The following is a 17375-nucleotide window of genomic DNA, read 5'->3' on the forward strand; positions in this document are numbered from 1 at the left end:
CTGAGCCACAAGCCCAGCCCATCGGCTGAATCATACGGGCGCGCCCCTAGCTTTACCCCACAGCTGGATGGGTCGACGCGGTACTTTATGAGGTGAGAGGAATCATGGCTTTACCCACGCCTTTGCAGGCTTTCAGCGGTGTGCCCAAAACCACTGCGGCCACGGACAAGCAGACCATTATCGACGGCGAGAAGATGACTGGCGCCGAAGCGCTGGTTCGTTCACTGGAAGACCTGGGCGTTGAGGACGTCTTCGGTATTCCGGGTGGCGCGATTCTGCCGGTGTATCACCAGATCAAGGAAGGCAGCACGAAGTTCCGTTTCGTGCTGATGCGTCATGAGCAGGCAGCCGGCCATGCCGCTGAGGGCTACGCGCTGGCCACCGGCAAGGTGGGCGTGTGCATCGTGACGTCCGGCCCAGGTGCCACCAATGTGGTCACTGCCATTGCGGACGCCAACATGGATTCCGTGCCGATGGTGGTGATCACCGGCCAGGTGGGCGTGCAGGCCATCGGCACCGACGCCTTCCAGGAGGCCGATATTGTTGGCATCACCTACCCGGTGTCCAAGCATTCCTTCCTGGTGACCCGCGCACAGGATATTCCGCGCGTGCTTTCCGAGGCGTATCACATCGCCAGCACCGGCCGCCCCGGCCCTGTGGTGGTGGATTTGACCAAGACCGCCCAAACCGGCGAGATGTACTATTCCTGGCCGCAGCGCATGATTCTGCCCGGCTACAACCCCACTACCAAGGCGCACGGCCGTGTGCTGTCCGACGCTGCGAAACTGTTCTCCAAGTCGTACCGCCCGGTGCTGTATGTGGGCGGCGGCGCAGCTCGCTCCAACGCTGGCGCTCAGGTTAAGGCTTTGGCTGATGTGACTGGCGCTCCTGTGGTAACCACCCTGCCTGCCCGCGGCATTATTCCGGATACCGATCCGAAGAACCTCGGTATGCTCGGTATGCATGGCACGATTGCAGCCACTGGCGCTGTGCAGCGCGCTGATCTGCTCGTGGCCATCGGTGCCCGTTTCGATGATCGTGTGACCGGCAAGCTTGAGGCATTCGCCCCGACCGCTCGCGTGATTCATATCGATATTGATCCGGCTGAGATCGGTAAGAACCGTCAGCCGGATGTGCCGATTGTGGGCGATGTGGCTACGGTTCTGGATGATTTGATTCCGGAAATCGAACGTACGCAGGCCATCCAAGGCAAGCCGAATCTGAAGCCATGGTGGGATGCTATTGATGGCTGGCGCGAAAAGTACCCGATGACTTGGGATGAGCCGACCGATGGCTCCTTGGCTCCGCAGTGGGTGATCAAGCAGCTTTCCGAGCTGGCTGATCCGTCTACGATTTGGGTGACCGGCGTGGGCCAGCACCAGATGTGGGCTTCTCAGTTCATCGATTTTGAAAACCAGCACTCCTGGATCTCTTCCGGCGGTCTGGGCACGATGGGCTATGGTCTGCCGGCAGCAATCGGCGCTTCCGTGGGTTCCGCTCGCGAATTCGACGGCAAGAAGCCGGTGTGGCTGATTGATGGCGATGGTTCTTTCCAGATGACTTCCGAAGAACTGGCCGCCGCTTTCCTGGATCACGCTCCGGTGAAGATCGCTATTTTGAACAACTCCGTGTATGGCATGGTTCGCCAATGGCAGACCCTGTTCTACGATCACCACTATTCTCAGACCAACCTGAAGGATGGCGAGGCACACGGTACCGACGGTGAGGCTCAGCTGACCTCTGGTGAGGCGCCGATTGAAGTTCCGGACTTCATCAAGCTGGCTGAAGCGTACGGCTGCGTGGGTATCCGTGCCTTTACTAAGGATGAGGCTATTGCCGCCATCAAGAAGGCCAACGAAATCAACGACCGTCCGGTGCTGATTGACTTCCGCGTGTGGAAGGATGCTATGGTCTGGCCGATGGTTGCCGCTGGTGCTTCGAATGATGAGGTGACGTATATGCCTGGCATTAAGCCGCTGATTGGTGGCACGCCGGCTCCGGGAACCGGTGCTGCCGATTCCGATGACTCTGCTGACTCTGCTGATTCCGCTGTGAACGAGCACTGAGGGGAGAAGATTTACGATGGCTATTTATCCTGCATCCCAGCCCGGTTCTGAGCGTCATACCCTGTCCGTGCTGGTGGAGAACCGCCCGGGTGTGCTGGCCCGCATCGCTGGCTTGTTCGCCCGCCGCGCGTTCAACATCAATTCCCTGTCCGTCTCCCCCACCGAGCGTCCGGACATCTCCCGCGTGACGGTAACCGCTGATGTGGAAGCTGTGCCGCTGGAGCAAATCATCAAGCAGCTTAACAAGCTGCTGCACGTGCTCAAGATTGTGGAGCTCGACCCGAACTCCACCGTGGAGCGCGAACTGGTGCTTATCAAGGTGGCAGCAAACCAGTCCAACCGTTCTGATGTGTTGGAAATCGTTCGTCTGTTCCGTGTACGCGTGGTGGATGTGAACCCGGAGTCGCTGACTATCGAGGCTACCGGTGCTGAAGGCAAGATCGATGCATTGCTTGGTCTGCTTGAGCATTACGGTGTTATCGAGCTGGTTCGCTCCGGTGCTGTGGCCGTAACGCGCGGTCCGCGCGCACTGAGCGAAAAGGTGATTGGCTCCGAAGTGACCGGTCGCTGAGCTCAGCTTTAAGCCTTCAATTACAGGGCGGGTATGCGTAGAAGTACGTATACCCGCCCTGTATTCGTATATGTCGAACTTGTGCAGAGACACTGCTCATGCATGCATTATGACAGCATTGTTTGCTAGCATTATGCTAGCAAACAATGGAAAGGAGACCACCATGGCCACACTGACTATTCGTAAAATTCCTGATGAGCAGATTCAACAACTCAAGCAGATTGCCGAGGAACACAATCGATCCATGGAAGCAGAAGCGCGGTCCATCCTTGAAGACTGGCTGGCCAAGACAGTAGCGCATCGCAGTGCTCAAAAGACGAATTTTGCACTCGCACTTCGTCAATTCATGGAAGATGAAGGTATCGAAGGGCTTGCCGAGGGAGAGTTTCCCTTACCGGAACGAACGATAGGGAACGAACGACCACCAATTGAATTTGAGTAATTATGATCGTTCAAGACACCAATCTGTTCAGCGAACTCATGAAAGACACCGCCGATAAGCATGTACTAGCCTGGTATGAGCAGTTTACCGACGATGATTTTGCCATTACCGCCATCTCAGTCGGCGAACTACTTTTTGGTCTTGCTCGCATGCCTCAAGGCAAGCGAAAGGATGCGACCGCACTACTGATTGACAAACAACTCACCCCTTTATCATCACGAATACTGCCATTCGACAACATCGCCGCAACATACTACGCGCAGATAAAAGCATATCGACAAAAAATAGGGCAACCAATCAGCGAACAGGATGCAATGATCGCAGCAATCGCCCGTTCTTACGGCGCAACTGTGGCCACACGCAGCATCAAGGATTTCGAAGGAACCGGCGTGGATCTCATCAACCCCTGGGAGTACGAGAAGGCTGCCTCATAAGCACGGAAAGGGCCGGTCCGTGCCACAACAATGTGACATGAACCGGCTCTTCCCAGAGAAACACTATGCACGCGAAGTTTAGAGCCGCGCAGGGCACGAATCGCACACTCTGCACAGCACGCCACAATCAGAGATCCAGTGGCGGGAGCTCAACGGTGGCGTCAGCGCGGTCACGGCATGCAGCGATGCGCTGCGCATTGAGCTCATCAACTTCCATAACCCACTTTCGCGCTTGCTCCGGAGCCTTGCCGAATCGAATATGGCGTTCGACCAAGCGCTCGCGGCGCAGATCATCGTCAACATCGACATACCAGACTTCGGTCATGGCGGCATGCACATCTTTCCACGCATCCGCTTCGTCAAGCAGGTAGTTGCCTTCTGTCACTACCAGTCGAGTCCAAGGGAACACCGGAATAGCGCCGGCCAGAGGCTGCTCCAAGTCACGTTCGAACATTGGCGCGTAAATCACACCATCTTCGCCATTGTGGATGCGCTGCAGTAGAGAACGATAACCACGAGCGTCGAATGTATCAATAGCGCCCTTGCGCTGCAAACGGCCCAGTCGCTTCAGCTCCACATCCGCCAGATGATAACCATCCATCGGCACCCAGGCCGCAAAATGATCTACCGGCTGTTCAACATCTGCCGCACTGCCATCTTCAAAAGCCTCAGCGAGCAGCTGGGCCAGCGTAGACTTGCCAGCACCTGGAGCGCCCACAATGCCGAGAATCACTCGTTCGTTGCCTGCAAGCAGCTGCGCTACGCGAGCCTTGGCTTCTTCAAGATTTGCGATATTGACCATCATTGTCGTCTCCTTCTATGAAACCTAACTTCTTGCCGAATCATGCCGCCACACTCTTCAGCGAGCTGGAATAAACGTCTGCATCACTGCTATTCGTTTTCCTTGTATACATAACTTTACCATAGTTTTGTATAGTTATATACAAAACTAAAGAAATAAATGTAAAGATTTTGTCAAATACAATGCTGATGTATGCTAAGGGGTATGACTAAGGCAGCCACAGATATCGACATCAACGAAGGAAGCGTCGAACTGCTCACCTTATTACGGGAGCGTGGTCCAATGACGCGCAGTGATATCGGAGCAGCAACCGGTTGGGCACGGCCGACAGTCAATAAGCGTATTGATGAGCTCTCTGACATTGGTATCGCGCAGCCACTTGCCATTCCCAGCGCCACTGGCGGCCGCCCTGCTCAGGGATTCACCTTCAACTCATCGTGTGCACACATTCTTGCCATTGATATTGCCACCACAAGCACCACCGTCGCCTTGTGTAGTCTTTCCGGACAACCAGTCGTTGCACAAACCATCAATGTTGGTGCAGAAAATGAGCCAGAGGATGCACTGGAGCAGATTTGCGAAACCGCCGACGCCATGCTGGCGAACACAGCAAACGCTGAGCCAACGCGTCTATATGCCGTATCGGTAGCCGTGACCTCGCGCGTTGAAACAGCTACCGGAAATCTCATTCAAGCTCCGGTTATGCAGCATTGGGAAAACCATCATTTGCGTGAATTATTCGCCAATCGATACCGTGTACCGACTTTTATCGAGAATGACGCTAACGCTCGCGCACTGTGCAAGGCCTATCAATTAGCAACCGATGGCGAACGCATGGTTCCCAATCTCTTGTATGTGCACGCCGGCATGGGGCTTGGCGCTGGCATTATCTCCTCTGGATCCATCATGCATGGCGCATTTGGAGCCGCAGGCGACATTGGTCATATTCATGTCTTCGGCACTATTGGCGAAAACAGCCTCTGCCGCTGCGGTAATACCGGCTGCGTGGAGGCTACCGCAGGCGGATGGGCGGTATTGCAGACCTTGCAGGCCCAGGGCAAACCGGTTTCTGCATTGGCTGATGTGGTAGATCTTGCCGCGCACGGCGATATCGAGACTGTGCAACTTGTTCGCCAGGCAGGGCGACTAATCGGCGATGTGATTTCAGCCTGCGTGAATATGCTCAACCCATCGTGCATCGTGGTTGGCGGCGAGCTCTCGCACTGCGGCGAACTGTTGATGAACGGCATTCGCGAGCGCGTATGGGCGCGTGCGCAGCCACTTGCTACCAAGTCGCTGCGCATTGAATCCTGTTCCGATGAAGCGCAAGCCGGTATTGTCGGCTTAGCTTATGCAGCTATCGAGCAGGGATTGACGTCCGTGGAACTGCTGCAGGATTTCGCGAACAGCAACTAAACTATCCCAGCTGTTCGGAGAGGTCTAGCCACTCGGCTTCGAGGTCATCGGATTCGGAGATGATGGCGTTCAACTGCTCGTTGAGCTTGTTGAGGCCTTCATAATCCGAGGGATCATGGGCCGCCATTTGCGCTTCAAGGTCAGCCTTCTGATCTTCGAGCTTGGCCAGCTTGCGTTCGATGGCGTTCACGCGCTTGGAAGCTTCATGGAAGGCCTTGCCGGTCAGCTTTGGCGATCCATTATCCTCTGTCTCATGAGCTGCGGAAGACTGCGGCTCACCAGCAGGATTCTTAGCCGTCTGCACCTGCGCGGAAGAGGAAGAACCTCGCTTAGACGAGCTGCTTCCCGTACCCGCAATACCAGCCTTTTCAGCTGGCAAACCCTTGCCGCTCTTAATATCCTCGACCATATCGAGGTAATCCTGCACGCCACCGGGCAGATGGCGCACCTTGCCGCCAAGTAGAGCGAACTGCTGATCGGTCACGCGTTCAAGCAGATAACGATCGTGGGAAACCACAATCAACGTGCCCGGCCACGTATCCAGCAAATCCTCCATTACGGCGAGCATATCGGTATCCAAATCATTACCGGGCTCGTCCATAATGAGCACGTTCGGCTCATCGAGCAGAATCAGCAGCAGCTGCATACGGCGCTTCTGACCACCGGAGAGATCACGGATCGGCGTCATCAACTGGGCTGACTCAAAGCCAAGGCGTTCCATCAGCTGGCCGGGCGTCACTTCCTTGCCGTCCACGATATAGCTTGGCTTATAGCGAGACAGTACTTCCTTAATCTTGTACTTGCCGAGCTTCTCCAGCTCATCGAGTCGTTGAGAGAGCACAGCGAACTTTACCGTCTTGCCAATATTCACGTGGCCTGCAGTCGGAGTCAACGTACCATCAATCAGCTTCAACAGCGTGGATTTACCGGCACCATTGGCACCGACAATGCCGAAACGATCGCCCGGACCAATCAGCCAAGTCACATCATCAAGAATTTCGCGGCCAGATACGGTCACTTTACGGGCGGCAGATGTTGTGCTCACGGCTTCCGTATCAGCGGCTACGTCACCGCCAATGGTTTCGCCACCAGTGTTCATGCGGCGCACTTCGCGATCATCAGTCAGAGCCGAATTACTACCGCCTTCAGCTTCGGCCTTCTTGCGCGCTTCTTCAGCAGCGGCAACAGCTTCCGGCACGCCGGCGTCCACGAGTCGCGGATCAGTCATATCGGTGACTGCAACCTCAACGGAACCGTGGAGCTGAGGCTCGGCGTACATGGCGTTGACCACATCCACGCGGGATGCGGAGTCGGCGAGCGCGGCCACATCCGGGTCGATTTCAGACACAGTGCCCTGCGCGTGCTCGAAGATCTGCGTCACATCGATCAGATCCACCACCTGCTTGCCGAGGCGTGAGGTGGCCATCTGCTTGAGCTCAAGCGTGTTACGCATTGGTGGCACATCGGCAATCAGTTCGCGCGCAGCCTTGACATGGAACTTCTGCTTGGTGGAGCGGGCGCGGGCACCACGGGACAGCCATGCGAGCTCCTTGCGAGCTAGATTACGACGCTTGGTTTCGCGCACATCAGCCTGGCGGTCGCGTTCCACGCGCTGCAACATGTATGCGGAATAGCCGCCTTCGAATGGTTCGATAATACCGTCGTGAACTTCCCACATCGATTCGCAAACTTCGTCCAGGAACCAACGATCGTGCGTGACGAGTAGCAGCGCGCCCTGGCCGCGGGACCAACGGTTCTTCAGATGTTCGGCGAGCCAGTGAATAGTTACCACATCGAGGTGGTTGGTGGGCTCGTCGAGAGCGAGAATATCCCAATCCTTGAGCAGCAGTCGTGCCAAATCAGCACGGCGACGCTGGCCGCCGGACAGGGAGCCGACTTTGGCGTCAAGACTCATGCCGCCGAGCAGCGCTTCGACGATTTCACGGGAAGTATTGTCAGACGCCCACTCGTAATCCGCGTGGCCTTCGAGGGCAGCTTCGCGGATGGTGGCGTTATCGTCCAGCGGATCACGCTGGTCAAGCATGCCGAAGGTGAGTCCGCCACGCTTGGTGACGCGGCCGGAATCCGGTTCTTGCGTGCCGCGGAAGAGGTGCAGCAGTGTGGATTTGCCGTCGCCATTGCGGCCGACGATGCCGATGCGATCGCCTTCAAATACACCCTGCGTCACATCGGTGAAGATGGTTTTGGTAGCGAAGGAGAGCGAAACGTGTTCAAGTCCAATATCGTAAGTCGGCATGATTCACCAATGTAGCGTCAGCTATGGCCTCAATCCGCTCGATAATCCTACGGTGGTTCTTCACACTACGGTATGACTACCCCTCAGGCCTGCTTCGCAGGCCAGCTCCCCTGACAAGGGGAGCCGAGGGTGGGTGTAACAGCCATTCCAGCCGAAGACTTACTTAAGACTTACTTATCCAGCGTTTGCGCGTAGGAATTGCAGCGGGCCGCGAAGCCGGAGAATACTTGCTCGGCAAGCGGCTGCAGAAGCTGATCATATTGCGCGAACTGCTCGCGAAGCTGGGATTTCGAACCGCCTGCAGCCTTCAAATCCTTGACCATGCTCGGCTCGTCAAGCCATTCATCGAGCAGCGAGCCGCATACTTCCAGATGGAACTGCATGCCTAGTGCCGAGCCAAGACGGAAAGCCTGGACCTTCGTACCGGCCGAACGAGCGAGCAGCTGGCCGCCTTCCGGCAAGCCCACCACATCGTTATGCCAATGCAGCACATTCAACTGCTTATCCCACATGGAGAAATAGTCGTGCTTTTCCACGCGTTTGATTGGTGCGAAACCAATCTCAGGCGCGTCACCTTGGCGAAGCTGGGCCCCCAGTGCCGTGGCGATAATCTGATGCCCCAGGCACACACCAAGTATTGGTTTGCCGGATGCCACAGCAGCCTTGGCGAGCTTGGCCTCAACTTTAAGACCGGGGTACTGATCGTAATCGAGTGCCCCCATCGGTCCGCCCATAATCACCACGCCTGCGAGTTCGCTGAAATCTGGGAGGTCCGGCTTCTTCTTTTTGGTGATGTTCATCGTCACCGTTTGGATGCCAAGATCTTCCAAGTTCGACAGGATACGCCCGGGGCGTTCCCATGACACATGTTGCAAAATGAGCACTTGTGGTGTGACCATGCTCTCCATTGTGGCACGAGCATTCCCCGTTTACGTTAATTCTGTGGCGTTGACTGTTTGAACTGCGGCCCATGTCTGGCTCGTTTTCTACGCTTGGAGGCTATGGGAAACAGCCAAGAACCGCAGGATTTCAACATTTCAGTTATGCCTTCCAGCCTTACGCCCGCACATGTGGCCAAGGCTGCTGAGGGCTTGAATCTGTACGACACTGCCTCGCATCAGGTCAGCCATTTTGTGCCGCTGAAGCCTGGCGAAGTGGGTATTTATGTGTGCGGCGCCACCGTGCAATCCTCGCCGCATATTGGCCATATTCGTGCGGCCGTGGCATTTGATGTGATTCGCCGCTGGTTCTTGAAGCTTGGCTATAAGGTGACGTTCGTTCGCAACGTGACCGATATTGACGACAAGATTCTCGACAAGGCTGCCGCAGCAGGTCAGCGTTGGTGGGCTCGCGCCTACTACTATGAGCGCGAATTTACTGAAGCGTACAACACGCTTGGCGTACTGCCGCCTACTGTGGAGCCGCGCGCAACCGGTCATATGTCGGACATAATCGACCTGATTCAGCGCATTATCGACAATGGTCACGGTTATGTGGTCACGGATGCGGATGGCAAGCCCACCGGCAATGTGTACTTTGATGTGGCCTCCTGGCCGCATTACGGTGAGCTGACCCACCAGAAGCAGACTGCTGAGGTGGATGAGGCTGCGGCTGTGGCCGATCGCATGGGTCCGTCTGTGGATGCTACGGGCGCGGATAAGTATAACCCGGTCGATCCGGCCGATGCTTCTCCTGATAAGCATGATCCGCGTGATTTCGCGCTTTGGAAGGCTCCGAAGGATACCGACCCTGAGGATGCTCGCTGGTCCACGCCGTTCGGCGTTGGCCGCCCGGGCTGGCATATCGAATGCTCTGCTATGTCTCACCGGTACTTGGGTGACGGTTTCGATATCCACGGCGGCGGCCTAGACTTGCGCTTCCCGCATCACGAGAATGAGATGGCTCAGACTCGCGCTGCCGGCTACCCATCTGCAGCCCGTTGGATGCACTCCGCTTGGGTTACCGCCAAGGGTGAGAAGATGTCAAAGTCGTTGGGCACTGGCTTGTCCGTGCCTTCCGTGCTGGCCGAGCATTCCGCTTGGGTGGTGCGTTACGCGCTGGGTTCCGTGCAGTACCGTTCGATGCTGGAGTGGTCTGATCAGGCTTTGATTGAAGCTCAGGCTGCATATGATCGCGTATCGAACTTCATCGAGCGCGCTGGCGTGGTACTTGGCGAGCAGCCGTCTCGCGATGAGGTTATGGCTGTTTCCGCAGATGATCTGCCTGCTGATTTTGTGGCCGCATTGAACGATGACATCAATGTTTCCGGCGCTACTGCAGCAATCTTCACTGCTATCCGCTCCGGCAATACGCTGCTTTCCAAGCTGGCCGACCGAGTGGATTCCGAAGCCGCCAAGGCTGAGGTTCGCGAAACGCTGCTCGCCGTGCGCGCCATGCTGGACACGTTGGGTCTTGACCCGCTGGCTGAACCGTGGCTGTCTGATGGAGCTGCCGGCGGTGCAGGCACCGGCGCTGGCGAATCGCCTGAGCATGCGGCTCTTGAAGCTTTGATTACCGAGCAGCTTCAGGCTCGTCAGGAGGCTCGCAAGGCTCGTGACTTCGCCAAGGCTGATGCGATTCGCGACGCTCTGGGCGCTGCCGGCATCGCCATCGAAGATGGTCCGCAGGGCTCCACTTGGAGTCTGAAGTAATACTGTCAGTGCCACGCTGGCGCAAAATCGGCAATATTGTGCTGGCGTGGCAGGAGATTGTGCCACGCCAGCACATTTCAGTCATTTCCGCGCTAGCGTGGCACATTTTGGGGCATGTATAGAGGGTTTTCCCGATAGTGGTGTGCCACGCCAGAGCAAAATCACCGATTTTGCACCCGCGTGGCACACCACTACCTTCAACCATCAGCTTTAATCAAATACAAAATCCACATCCACGATGTGCAGGCGCTTTTTCAGCGCTGCCTCAAGCGAGCGCTTGCATTCCACCAGATTGGCCACATCAATGGTCTCTCCCGTACCGGCCAGATACACATCGACCGTGTAGTTCATGCCGGTTTTGAAAATCAGCGTCTGCTCATATTCGGTATTGTTCGGCAAATGATGCTGGGCCGTGGATTCCACAAATGCGTTGGTTTCATCGTCATCGTGGATGCCACCGACCAGCTCTACGAATGCTTCCTTCAGCACGCTGAACGGTTCCTTGATGGTAAGCGCCACCAGTGCCACGGTGATGAAGAAGTCACCGGTGTAATGCAGGAAGTCCAACGGACCATTCGCCGGCAGAATCATCAGGAATACTGCCACTGCGCCAATGCCGAAGGACATTGCACCATCAACCAGCGTGCTTTTGCATTCGGCGGTGAGCATGGTGCTGGCATTACGGATAGCCCGATTTTCGCGGCGATAATACACATACAGTCCAAAGCACACCAGTACGGTCAGTACTTCGTAAATCACCACTGGTCCGGTGACGATGCGTTCGCCGTCACCAAGCACAAAGTAGTCATACGCCACTTGGCAAACGTCAATCAGCGAATACACCAGCAAGGACATGGTGAAAATGGCTTTGCAGATCGCATAGATGGGTTCAAGCGCGAACAGTCCGTTGGGGAACCGTTCAGTGGTGCGCACAGTGCGCGTGGAGAGGTAGACCGCCACCAGTCCAGAAAGTACGGATATGGCGGTGAAGGAGAAATCAAGGAACATAGCCTTTAAGCCGGTCATAAAGAACACGGCCATACCGGCTGCAACCTGAATAATGTTGACGACAATGCCAACAATCAAGGCTTTACGTTCGATGGTTTTATGTTGGGGCATCGGTGGTCCTTCCGTATTGCACGGCATGTCTGCGTTGGCCCGCTACTTCACTGGTCGAATGGCTAGCTCACTAGTAGTGAGTTAGCCATCAACTCGATTCGCGAGGGCGCACGGCAGTCTGCGTATAGGTGGTGTCCAGGGATATTCAAAACAGCGTAAGCATTCCAAAAATCACAGGATTATTGCCCTCACTATTGTAGCGAACGGCTTCGATTGAGCCCACGCCGTCAGCGAACGATGCCGACCCCAACAACGCACCGGCATAATTTCCCGCGTGACGGCTAGACTGTTGCCCATTATGGCAGCTTTTTCATCTTTAACTGACAGGCTCTCGAATGCGTTCAAGCATCTGAAGAGCAAGGGCAAACTTTCCGAAGCGGATATTGACGGCACCATCCGCGAAATCCGCCGTGCACTGCTCGACGCCGACGTGGCGCTCGACGTGGTCCGTTCCTTCACCGGCAAGGTGCGCGAACGCGCGCTGGGTACTGAGGTCTCTGAGGCTCTGAACCCGGCCCAGCAGGTGGTGAAGATCGTTAACGAAGAGCTCACCGATGTGCTCGGCCAGGGTGTGGACCGCCCGCTGAACTTCGCCAAGAATCCGCCGACGATTATTATGCTCGCCGGTCTTCAGGGTGCTGGTAAGACCACGCTAGCCGGCAAGCTCGGCTACTGGCTCAAGGATTCCGGCCATACGCCACTGTTGGTGGCCGCTGATTTGCAGCGTCCGAACGCTGTGACGCAGCTGCAGGTAGTTGGCGAGCGCGCTGGCGTGCCGGTGTACGCTCCTGAAAAGGGCGTGCAGTCCGATGGCGGCGAGGCCGTGGCAGCTCCGGGCCTTACCACTGGCGATCCGGTGAAGGTGGCCCGCGATTCCATCGCTTTCGCCAAGCAGAAGCTCTATGACACGGTGATTATCGATACCGCAGGTCGTTTGGGTGTGGACGAGGAGCTGATGAAGCAGGCTCGCGATATCCGCGATGCCGTTCAGCCCAACGAAATCCTGTTCGTTATCGATGCGATGATCGGTCAGGATGCGGTTAAAACCGCTAAGGCGTTTGATGAGGGCGTTGACTTCACCGGCGTGGTGCTGTCGAAGCTCGATGGCGACGCCCGCGGTGGTGCTGCCCTGTCCGTGGCCAGTGTGACCGGCAAGCCGATTCTGTTCGCTTCCACTGGCGAAAACCTGAAGGACTTCGAGGTCTTCCACCCGGACCGTATGGCTTCTCGCATCCTCGATATGGGCGATATCATGACCCTCATCGAGCAGGCTCAGAAGCAGTTCGATGAGGAAGAGGCTCGCAAGGCTGCCGAGAAGATTTCCGAGGGCTCCTTCGGCTTGGATGATTTCCTTGCTCAGCTGCAGCAGGTGCGTAAGCTCGGTTCGATGAAGTCTCTGCTCGGCATGATTCCGGGCATGGCTCAGCATCGCAAGGAGCTGGAGCAGTTCGACGAGAAGGAAATCGATCGTACTGAGGCTATTATTCGCTCGATGACTCCGGCTGAACGCCGCGATCCGTCGATTATCAACGGTTCTCGCCGTGCTCGTATCGCTTACGGTTCCGGTGTAACCGTCTCCCAGGTGAACGCATTGCTGCAGCGTTTCGAGCAGGCCTCGAAGATGATGAAGCGTATGGCTAACCGTTCTGGCATGGGCGGCGGCATTCCTGGCTTCGGCGGCCCGGCTATGGGCGGCAGCAAGAAGAAGGGCAAAGGCAAGAACAAGAAGAAGGGCGGTAAGTCCGGCAATCCGATGAAGCGCGAGGCTGAGGAGAAAGCATTGCGCGATAAGTTGGCCGGCAAGTCCTCTGGTTCTGGCTCCACCGGTGGTTCCGCGTTCGCTAAGAAACCGCAGAATCCGGCTTTGCCCGCAGGTCTTGAGCAGATGATGAACAATGCTGAAAGCGATGGCATGGAACTGCCGCCGAACCTCGGTGGTGGCATCGGCGGTCTGTTCGGTCGCTGATTGTGCTGATTTCCCGGCTCTCCTCTCTAGGGAGAGCCGATTTATTTTTTTGAGGAGTTTGTATGACAACGCTGTTCTACGTAGCAGTTATTATTGCGTGGATTTGGCTGGGATTGTCTGCTTTGCCGGCAGGTCTTGAGGCTCGCATGCCGATGCCGTATATGATTGCGCTGACGCCATTTCTGTGGGTTCCATTGATTGTTTTGGCTGGTATAGCGGCATGGCAGCACAATTGGGGCGCGATGTGTCTACTTATTGTTGCTGCTTGTATGACCAGTTCTCAGCGCATTAGTTATTGGGGTACGGGTGTTGCCCGTGGAAAAAAGCGTGAAACATCACGTGAAACAACTATTGCTGACCATGAAACAGCCCGTGAAACATTGCCTTCGCAGTTTGCGGTAATGACATTGAACTGCCGCTATGGGCGCGCTAATGCTGATGCGATTATTACTGCGGTACGTGAGCGCAACATTGCGGTGCTCGCATTGCAGGAAGTCTCCGATAAGCTTATCGCTCGCTTGGATGCTGCAGGAATCGAGGAACTGCTCCCCTACCGTCAGTCCGGCGAAGCCAAAGATACTGACAATGGTGGCTACAATGTGCTGTTCTCCCGCTATGAGCCGGCTGTTGCAGTGCCGAATGTAGTCACTATTCCTGCCGCAGATGTGCCGGCAATCACACTGAAGATTGCCGATGATTCTGCTGAGTCTGAACCTACCGATGATTCCTCGCGCACCATCACCTTCTGTTCGGCGCATCCGAAGTCTCCGATGCGCGGCTGTGCCGATTGGTCTGCCGGCATTCTTGGATTAGGAGCCATTGCCAAGGCAGAAGCTATCGGCGACCACAATATTGCTGTAGTGATGGGCGACCTCAACTCCAGCACCGATCATCCAAGCTTCCGCACACTGCTGAAGTCCGGTTTCAAGGATGCGAGCTTGACTCAAGCGGCCGGCCCGAATCTCACATTCCCGCGCTGGCTGAAATGGCCACGCATCGAACTGGACCACGTGCTGTTCACGCCCGGTCTTAAGCCATCTGGAGTGAGCGCGTTCGAAATTGCCGATACCGATCATCTGGCACTCACCGCAACACTCACCCTGCGGTAACTCACGCGTGTTTCACGTCCGGGGCTTGGCGCTATAATAAGCCAGTTATTCGCGCGCGCGTGGCGCCCTCTACACCCCGAGCCGCGAGGACACGTGGGTTCCGGCGAGCCGTGCCCCACACAGCACACCGAGAAACCACAAACCTAGCATTTACAAGGAGAGCCATTTTGGCAACCAAGATTCGTCTGAAGCGAATGGGCAAGAAGTTCTACGCCTTCTACCGCGTGGTGGTCGTTGATTCCCGCAAGAAGCGCGACGGCAAGGTTATCGAGGAGATCGGTACCTACAACCCGAACACTCAGCCCTCCACTATCGAGATCAAGTCTGATCGTGCTCAGTACTGGCTCGGCGTTGGCGCTCAGCCGTCCGAGCCGGTGTTCAAGCTGCTGAACATCACCGGTGACTGGCAGAAGTTCAAGGGCCTCGAAGGTGCTGAAGGCACCCTGAAGACCGTTGAAGCTGGCCCGGATGCTGCTGCTCGCGTTGAGGCTGTTGAGAACGAAGCTCAGAAGCTGAAGGCTGCTAAGTCCGAAGCTGAAGCCAAGGCTAAGGCCGAGGCTGAAGCCGCTGCCGCCGCTGAAGAGGCCCCGGCCGAGGACGCCGCTGCTGAAGAAGCTCCGGCTGAAGCCTGATTCGAGAAAGGCTAAGCAATGCTTGCACAGGCTGTGGAACACCTCATCAAGAACATCGTTGATTTTCCGGACGATGTTTCTGTCAAGTCCCATGAAAATGCGCGCGGCGAACTGCTTCGCGTGCGCGTGAATCCAGAGGACATTGGCCGCGTGATTGGCCGTGGAGGCCGCACCGCCAATGCGATTCGCACGGTGATTCAGGCTCTGTCTGATCACAAGGTGCGCGTCGATATCATGGACGTCCGTCGATAAGGAATATTTCACAGCATGGCACAGCAAGACATGCACGACGACCCTCAGCAGCTTGAGTTGCTGAGGGTCGCTCGTATTGGTAAAGCACAAGGTTTGAAGGGTGAAGTTACCGTTCGCCTGTACACCGATGATCCGGAATGGCGGTTTGAGCCAGGTTCCGTGCTCTATGAGCAGGATGGCGAAACCGAATATGTGGTGGAGAATTCCCGCACGTTCAAGGATCGTTGGATTATTAAATTCGAAGGTACCGATGACCGTACTGCCGCTGAAGCATTGAACGGCGTGGAATTGTACGGTGAGGCTGACGACCCAGATGAGATGTTGGAAGCCGACGAATGGTATCCGAAAGATCTTATTGGGCTTGAGGCTCGCATGGCCGCAGATAATGGCTTGGGCCTTCCCGAGGGTCAGGTAGTCGGCAAGGTAGTCGATGTGGTTGACTCCCCCGCTCAATCCCTGTTAAAGATTCGCTTGACTGAGCCCGTAGTGACCGGCCAGAATTCCAAGGGCGAGGATGTCGTCGAAAAGACTGCGCTCGTCCCCTTCGTCGAACAGATTGTGCCCGACATTGACTTGGACGAGCAATACCTCACCCTTGACCCGCCCGGCGGCCTAATTCCCGGGCTGTGATTATTAAGAGGCTGGAGCGTCGCTCCAGCCTCTTTGTATCTGAGCTCAGCCGAGCTTGGCCAGCTCTTCGGGGCTGAGCTCGAGCTGGTCGGCTTTCAGGGAATCCAGAATAGTCTCCGGGCGGTGCGCACCTGGAATCACGAACATGTGATTACCCTTGGCCAGCTCCCATGCCAGTACCACCTGCTGGTAGCTCACGCCGTGTGCGGCGGCAACCTCGCGGAACGAATCGAACTTGGACTCATCGTACGGGTGGCGATAACCTCCAAGCGGGCTCCAGCACACGAATGCAAGACCGAGCTTCGCGCAGTAATCCAACGTGTCCTGGGTCTCCAAATGAACCGGAGAATACTGGTTCTGCACAGCCACCAGCTTGTCGCCCAGAATCGAACGCGCAATATCAATCTGCTCAATGGATGCATTGGACACGCCAGCCACGCGGGCAACGCCCTCGTCCACGAGCTGTTTCAATGCTTCAATGGACTCGTTGTATGGCACTTCCGGATCGTGACGGTGCAAATACAACAAATCAATCGTGTCCACGCCAAGAGCCATTGCGGACTGCTTGCCGTATTCAATCAGATGTTCCGGCTTACCATCGCGCGGCCACAACGGCTGACCGTCCTCGCCCCAGACGCGGCGCAGACCAATCTTCGTTGCCACCGTGACTTCGTTGCGCGGGCCCTTCCACGTAGCCAATGCTTCACGCACCAGCTTTTCACCGGTCTGTTCTTCCTCACCTGGCGTGTAATACGCCCATGCTGTGTCGATATGTCGGCATCCGGCATCCAGAGACGCGTGCAGGGTTTCGATGCCAACATCATGGCCACGATTGTTTTCAATGGTCAACGGCATTTCGCCATGGCCAATAGCAGTAGTGGAGAACGGACCAAGATTGCGGAACAGTGCCATGATGGCTCCTTTGCTGTATGTACAGGTTCTATTACACGACTATAGGCGGTTTATATGACTGTGCCTCTTAACTCACAATCGAGTTAAGAGGCACAGTCATATAAACCGCGTGTTAT

15 protein-coding genes and 2 pseudogenes are annotated in these 17375 nt (G+C 56.2%); 11 read left to right on the forward strand and 6 right to left on the reverse strand.

The window, feature by feature from the left end; translation table 11 throughout:
• Positions 1-104 precede the first annotated feature (104 nt).
• The 4 genes from AC1AY0_RS10220 to AC1AY0_RS10235 all read left to right on the forward strand — a co-directional run bounded on the left by AC1AY0_RS10220 (position 105) and on the right by AC1AY0_RS10235 (position 3513).
• Positions 105-2066, forward strand: coding sequence for an acetolactate synthase large subunit (locus tag AC1AY0_RS10220; protein ID WP_476523989.1), 1962 nt, complete (start codon positions 105-107; stop codon positions 2064-2066).
• A gap of 16 nt (positions 2067-2082) precedes the next feature.
• Positions 2083-2637 carry an acetolactate synthase small subunit gene (gene ilvN / locus AC1AY0_RS10225; RefSeq protein ID WP_033891554.1) on the forward strand — a complete coding sequence of 185 codons (555 nt, stop codon included), beginning with the start codon at positions 2083-2085 and terminating at the stop codon, positions 2635-2637.
• 163 nt (positions 2638-2800) lie between these two features.
• Positions 2801-3079, forward strand: coding sequence for a FitA-like ribbon-helix-helix domain-containing protein (locus AC1AY0_RS10230; RefSeq protein WP_476523991.1), 279 nt, complete (start codon positions 2801-2803; stop codon positions 3077-3079).
• A 2-nt stretch (positions 3080-3081) separates the two neighbouring features.
• Positions 3082-3513 (forward strand): PIN domain-containing protein, encoded by a 432-nt coding sequence (locus tag AC1AY0_RS10235; protein WP_476523992.1) that lies wholly within the window; start codon positions 3082-3084, stop codon positions 3511-3513.
• A 127-nt stretch (positions 3514-3640) separates the two neighbouring features.
• On the opposite strand, the gene AC1AY0_RS10240 is transcribed toward AC1AY0_RS10235, so the two are convergent.
• Entirely contained in the window at positions 3641-4318 is a 678-nt protein-coding gene (locus AC1AY0_RS10240; RefSeq protein ID WP_476523994.1) for a nucleoside/nucleotide kinase family protein, read from the reverse strand.
• A 201-nt stretch (positions 4319-4519) separates the two neighbouring features.
• On the opposite strand from AC1AY0_RS10240, the gene AC1AY0_RS10245 reads away from it, so the two are divergent.
• Positions 4520-5731, forward strand: coding sequence for an ROK family protein (locus AC1AY0_RS10245; protein WP_476523995.1), 1212 nt, complete (start codon positions 4520-4522; stop codon positions 5729-5731).
• A gap of 1 nt (position 5732) precedes the next feature.
• Here the strand turns inward: AC1AY0_RS10245 and AC1AY0_RS10250 are convergent.
• The 3 genes and pseudogenes from AC1AY0_RS10250 to AC1AY0_RS10260 form a co-directional block, all read right to left on the reverse strand.
• Positions 5733-5963: pseudogene (locus AC1AY0_RS10250) on the reverse strand (ABC transporter C-terminal domain-containing protein); the annotation flags it as partial.
• Between the two features lie 89 nt (positions 5964-6052).
• Positions 6053-7988, reverse strand: a pseudogene (locus tag AC1AY0_RS10255) (ABC-F family ATP-binding cassette domain-containing protein); the annotation flags it as partial.
• A gap of 170 nt (positions 7989-8158) precedes the next feature.
• On the reverse strand, positions 8159-8887 hold the full coding sequence (locus tag AC1AY0_RS10260) for a type 1 glutamine amidotransferase (protein WP_476523996.1): 729 nt from the start codon (positions 8885-8887) through the stop codon (positions 8159-8161).
• A 102-nt stretch (positions 8888-8989) separates the two neighbouring features.
• Here AC1AY0_RS10260 and cysS point away from each other — a divergent pair, with 102 nt between their 5' ends.
• Positions 8990-10639, forward strand: coding sequence for a cysteine--tRNA ligase (gene cysS, locus AC1AY0_RS10265; RefSeq protein ID WP_476523997.1), 1650 nt, complete (start codon positions 8990-8992; stop codon positions 10637-10639).
• A 210-nt stretch (positions 10640-10849) separates the two neighbouring features.
• Here the strand turns inward: cysS and AC1AY0_RS10270 are convergent, their stop codons facing one another.
• A complete protein-coding gene (locus AC1AY0_RS10270) occupies positions 10850-11758 on the reverse strand; it encodes a cation efflux transmembrane domain-containing protein (RefSeq protein WP_476523999.1) in 909 nt (302 codons plus the stop codon).
• Positions 11759-12056: 298 nt separating this feature from the next.
• Here AC1AY0_RS10270 and ffh point away from each other — a divergent pair, with 298 nt between their 5' ends.
• The 5 genes from ffh to rimM all read left to right on the forward strand — a co-directional run bounded on the left by ffh (position 12057) and on the right by rimM (position 16347).
• Positions 12057-13724, forward strand: coding sequence for a signal recognition particle protein (gene ffh / locus AC1AY0_RS10275; RefSeq protein WP_476524001.1), 1668 nt, complete (start codon positions 12057-12059; stop codon positions 13722-13724).
• Positions 13725-13786: 62 nt separating this feature from the next.
• Positions 13787-14833 (forward strand): endonuclease/exonuclease/phosphatase family protein, encoded by a 1047-nt coding sequence (locus tag AC1AY0_RS10280; protein ID WP_476503799.1) that lies wholly within the window; start codon positions 13787-13789, stop codon positions 14831-14833.
• A gap of 167 nt (positions 14834-15000) precedes the next feature.
• Positions 15001-15465: a 30S ribosomal protein S16 gene (gene rpsP / locus AC1AY0_RS10285; protein WP_476503800.1), complete on the forward strand. Its 465-nt coding sequence runs from the start codon at positions 15001-15003 to the stop codon at positions 15463-15465.
• Between the two features lie 18 nt (positions 15466-15483).
• Positions 15484-15717 (forward strand): RNA-binding protein, encoded by a 234-nt coding sequence (locus AC1AY0_RS10290; RefSeq protein ID WP_007051427.1) that lies wholly within the window; start codon positions 15484-15486, stop codon positions 15715-15717.
• A 15-nt stretch (positions 15718-15732) separates the two neighbouring features.
• Positions 15733-16347: a ribosome maturation factor RimM gene (rimM, locus tag AC1AY0_RS10295; RefSeq protein WP_476524003.1), complete on the forward strand. Its 615-nt coding sequence runs from the start codon at positions 15733-15735 to the stop codon at positions 16345-16347.
• Between the two features lie 45 nt (positions 16348-16392).
• Here rimM and AC1AY0_RS10300 read toward each other — a convergent pair whose 3' ends face one another.
• Positions 16393-17259 (reverse strand): aldo/keto reductase, encoded by an 867-nt coding sequence (locus tag AC1AY0_RS10300; protein ID WP_476524004.1) that lies wholly within the window; start codon positions 17257-17259, stop codon positions 16393-16395.
• Between the last annotated feature and the right edge of the window lie 116 nt (positions 17260-17375).

It is taken from the genome of Bifidobacterium sp. LH_416, assembly GCF_056357055.1.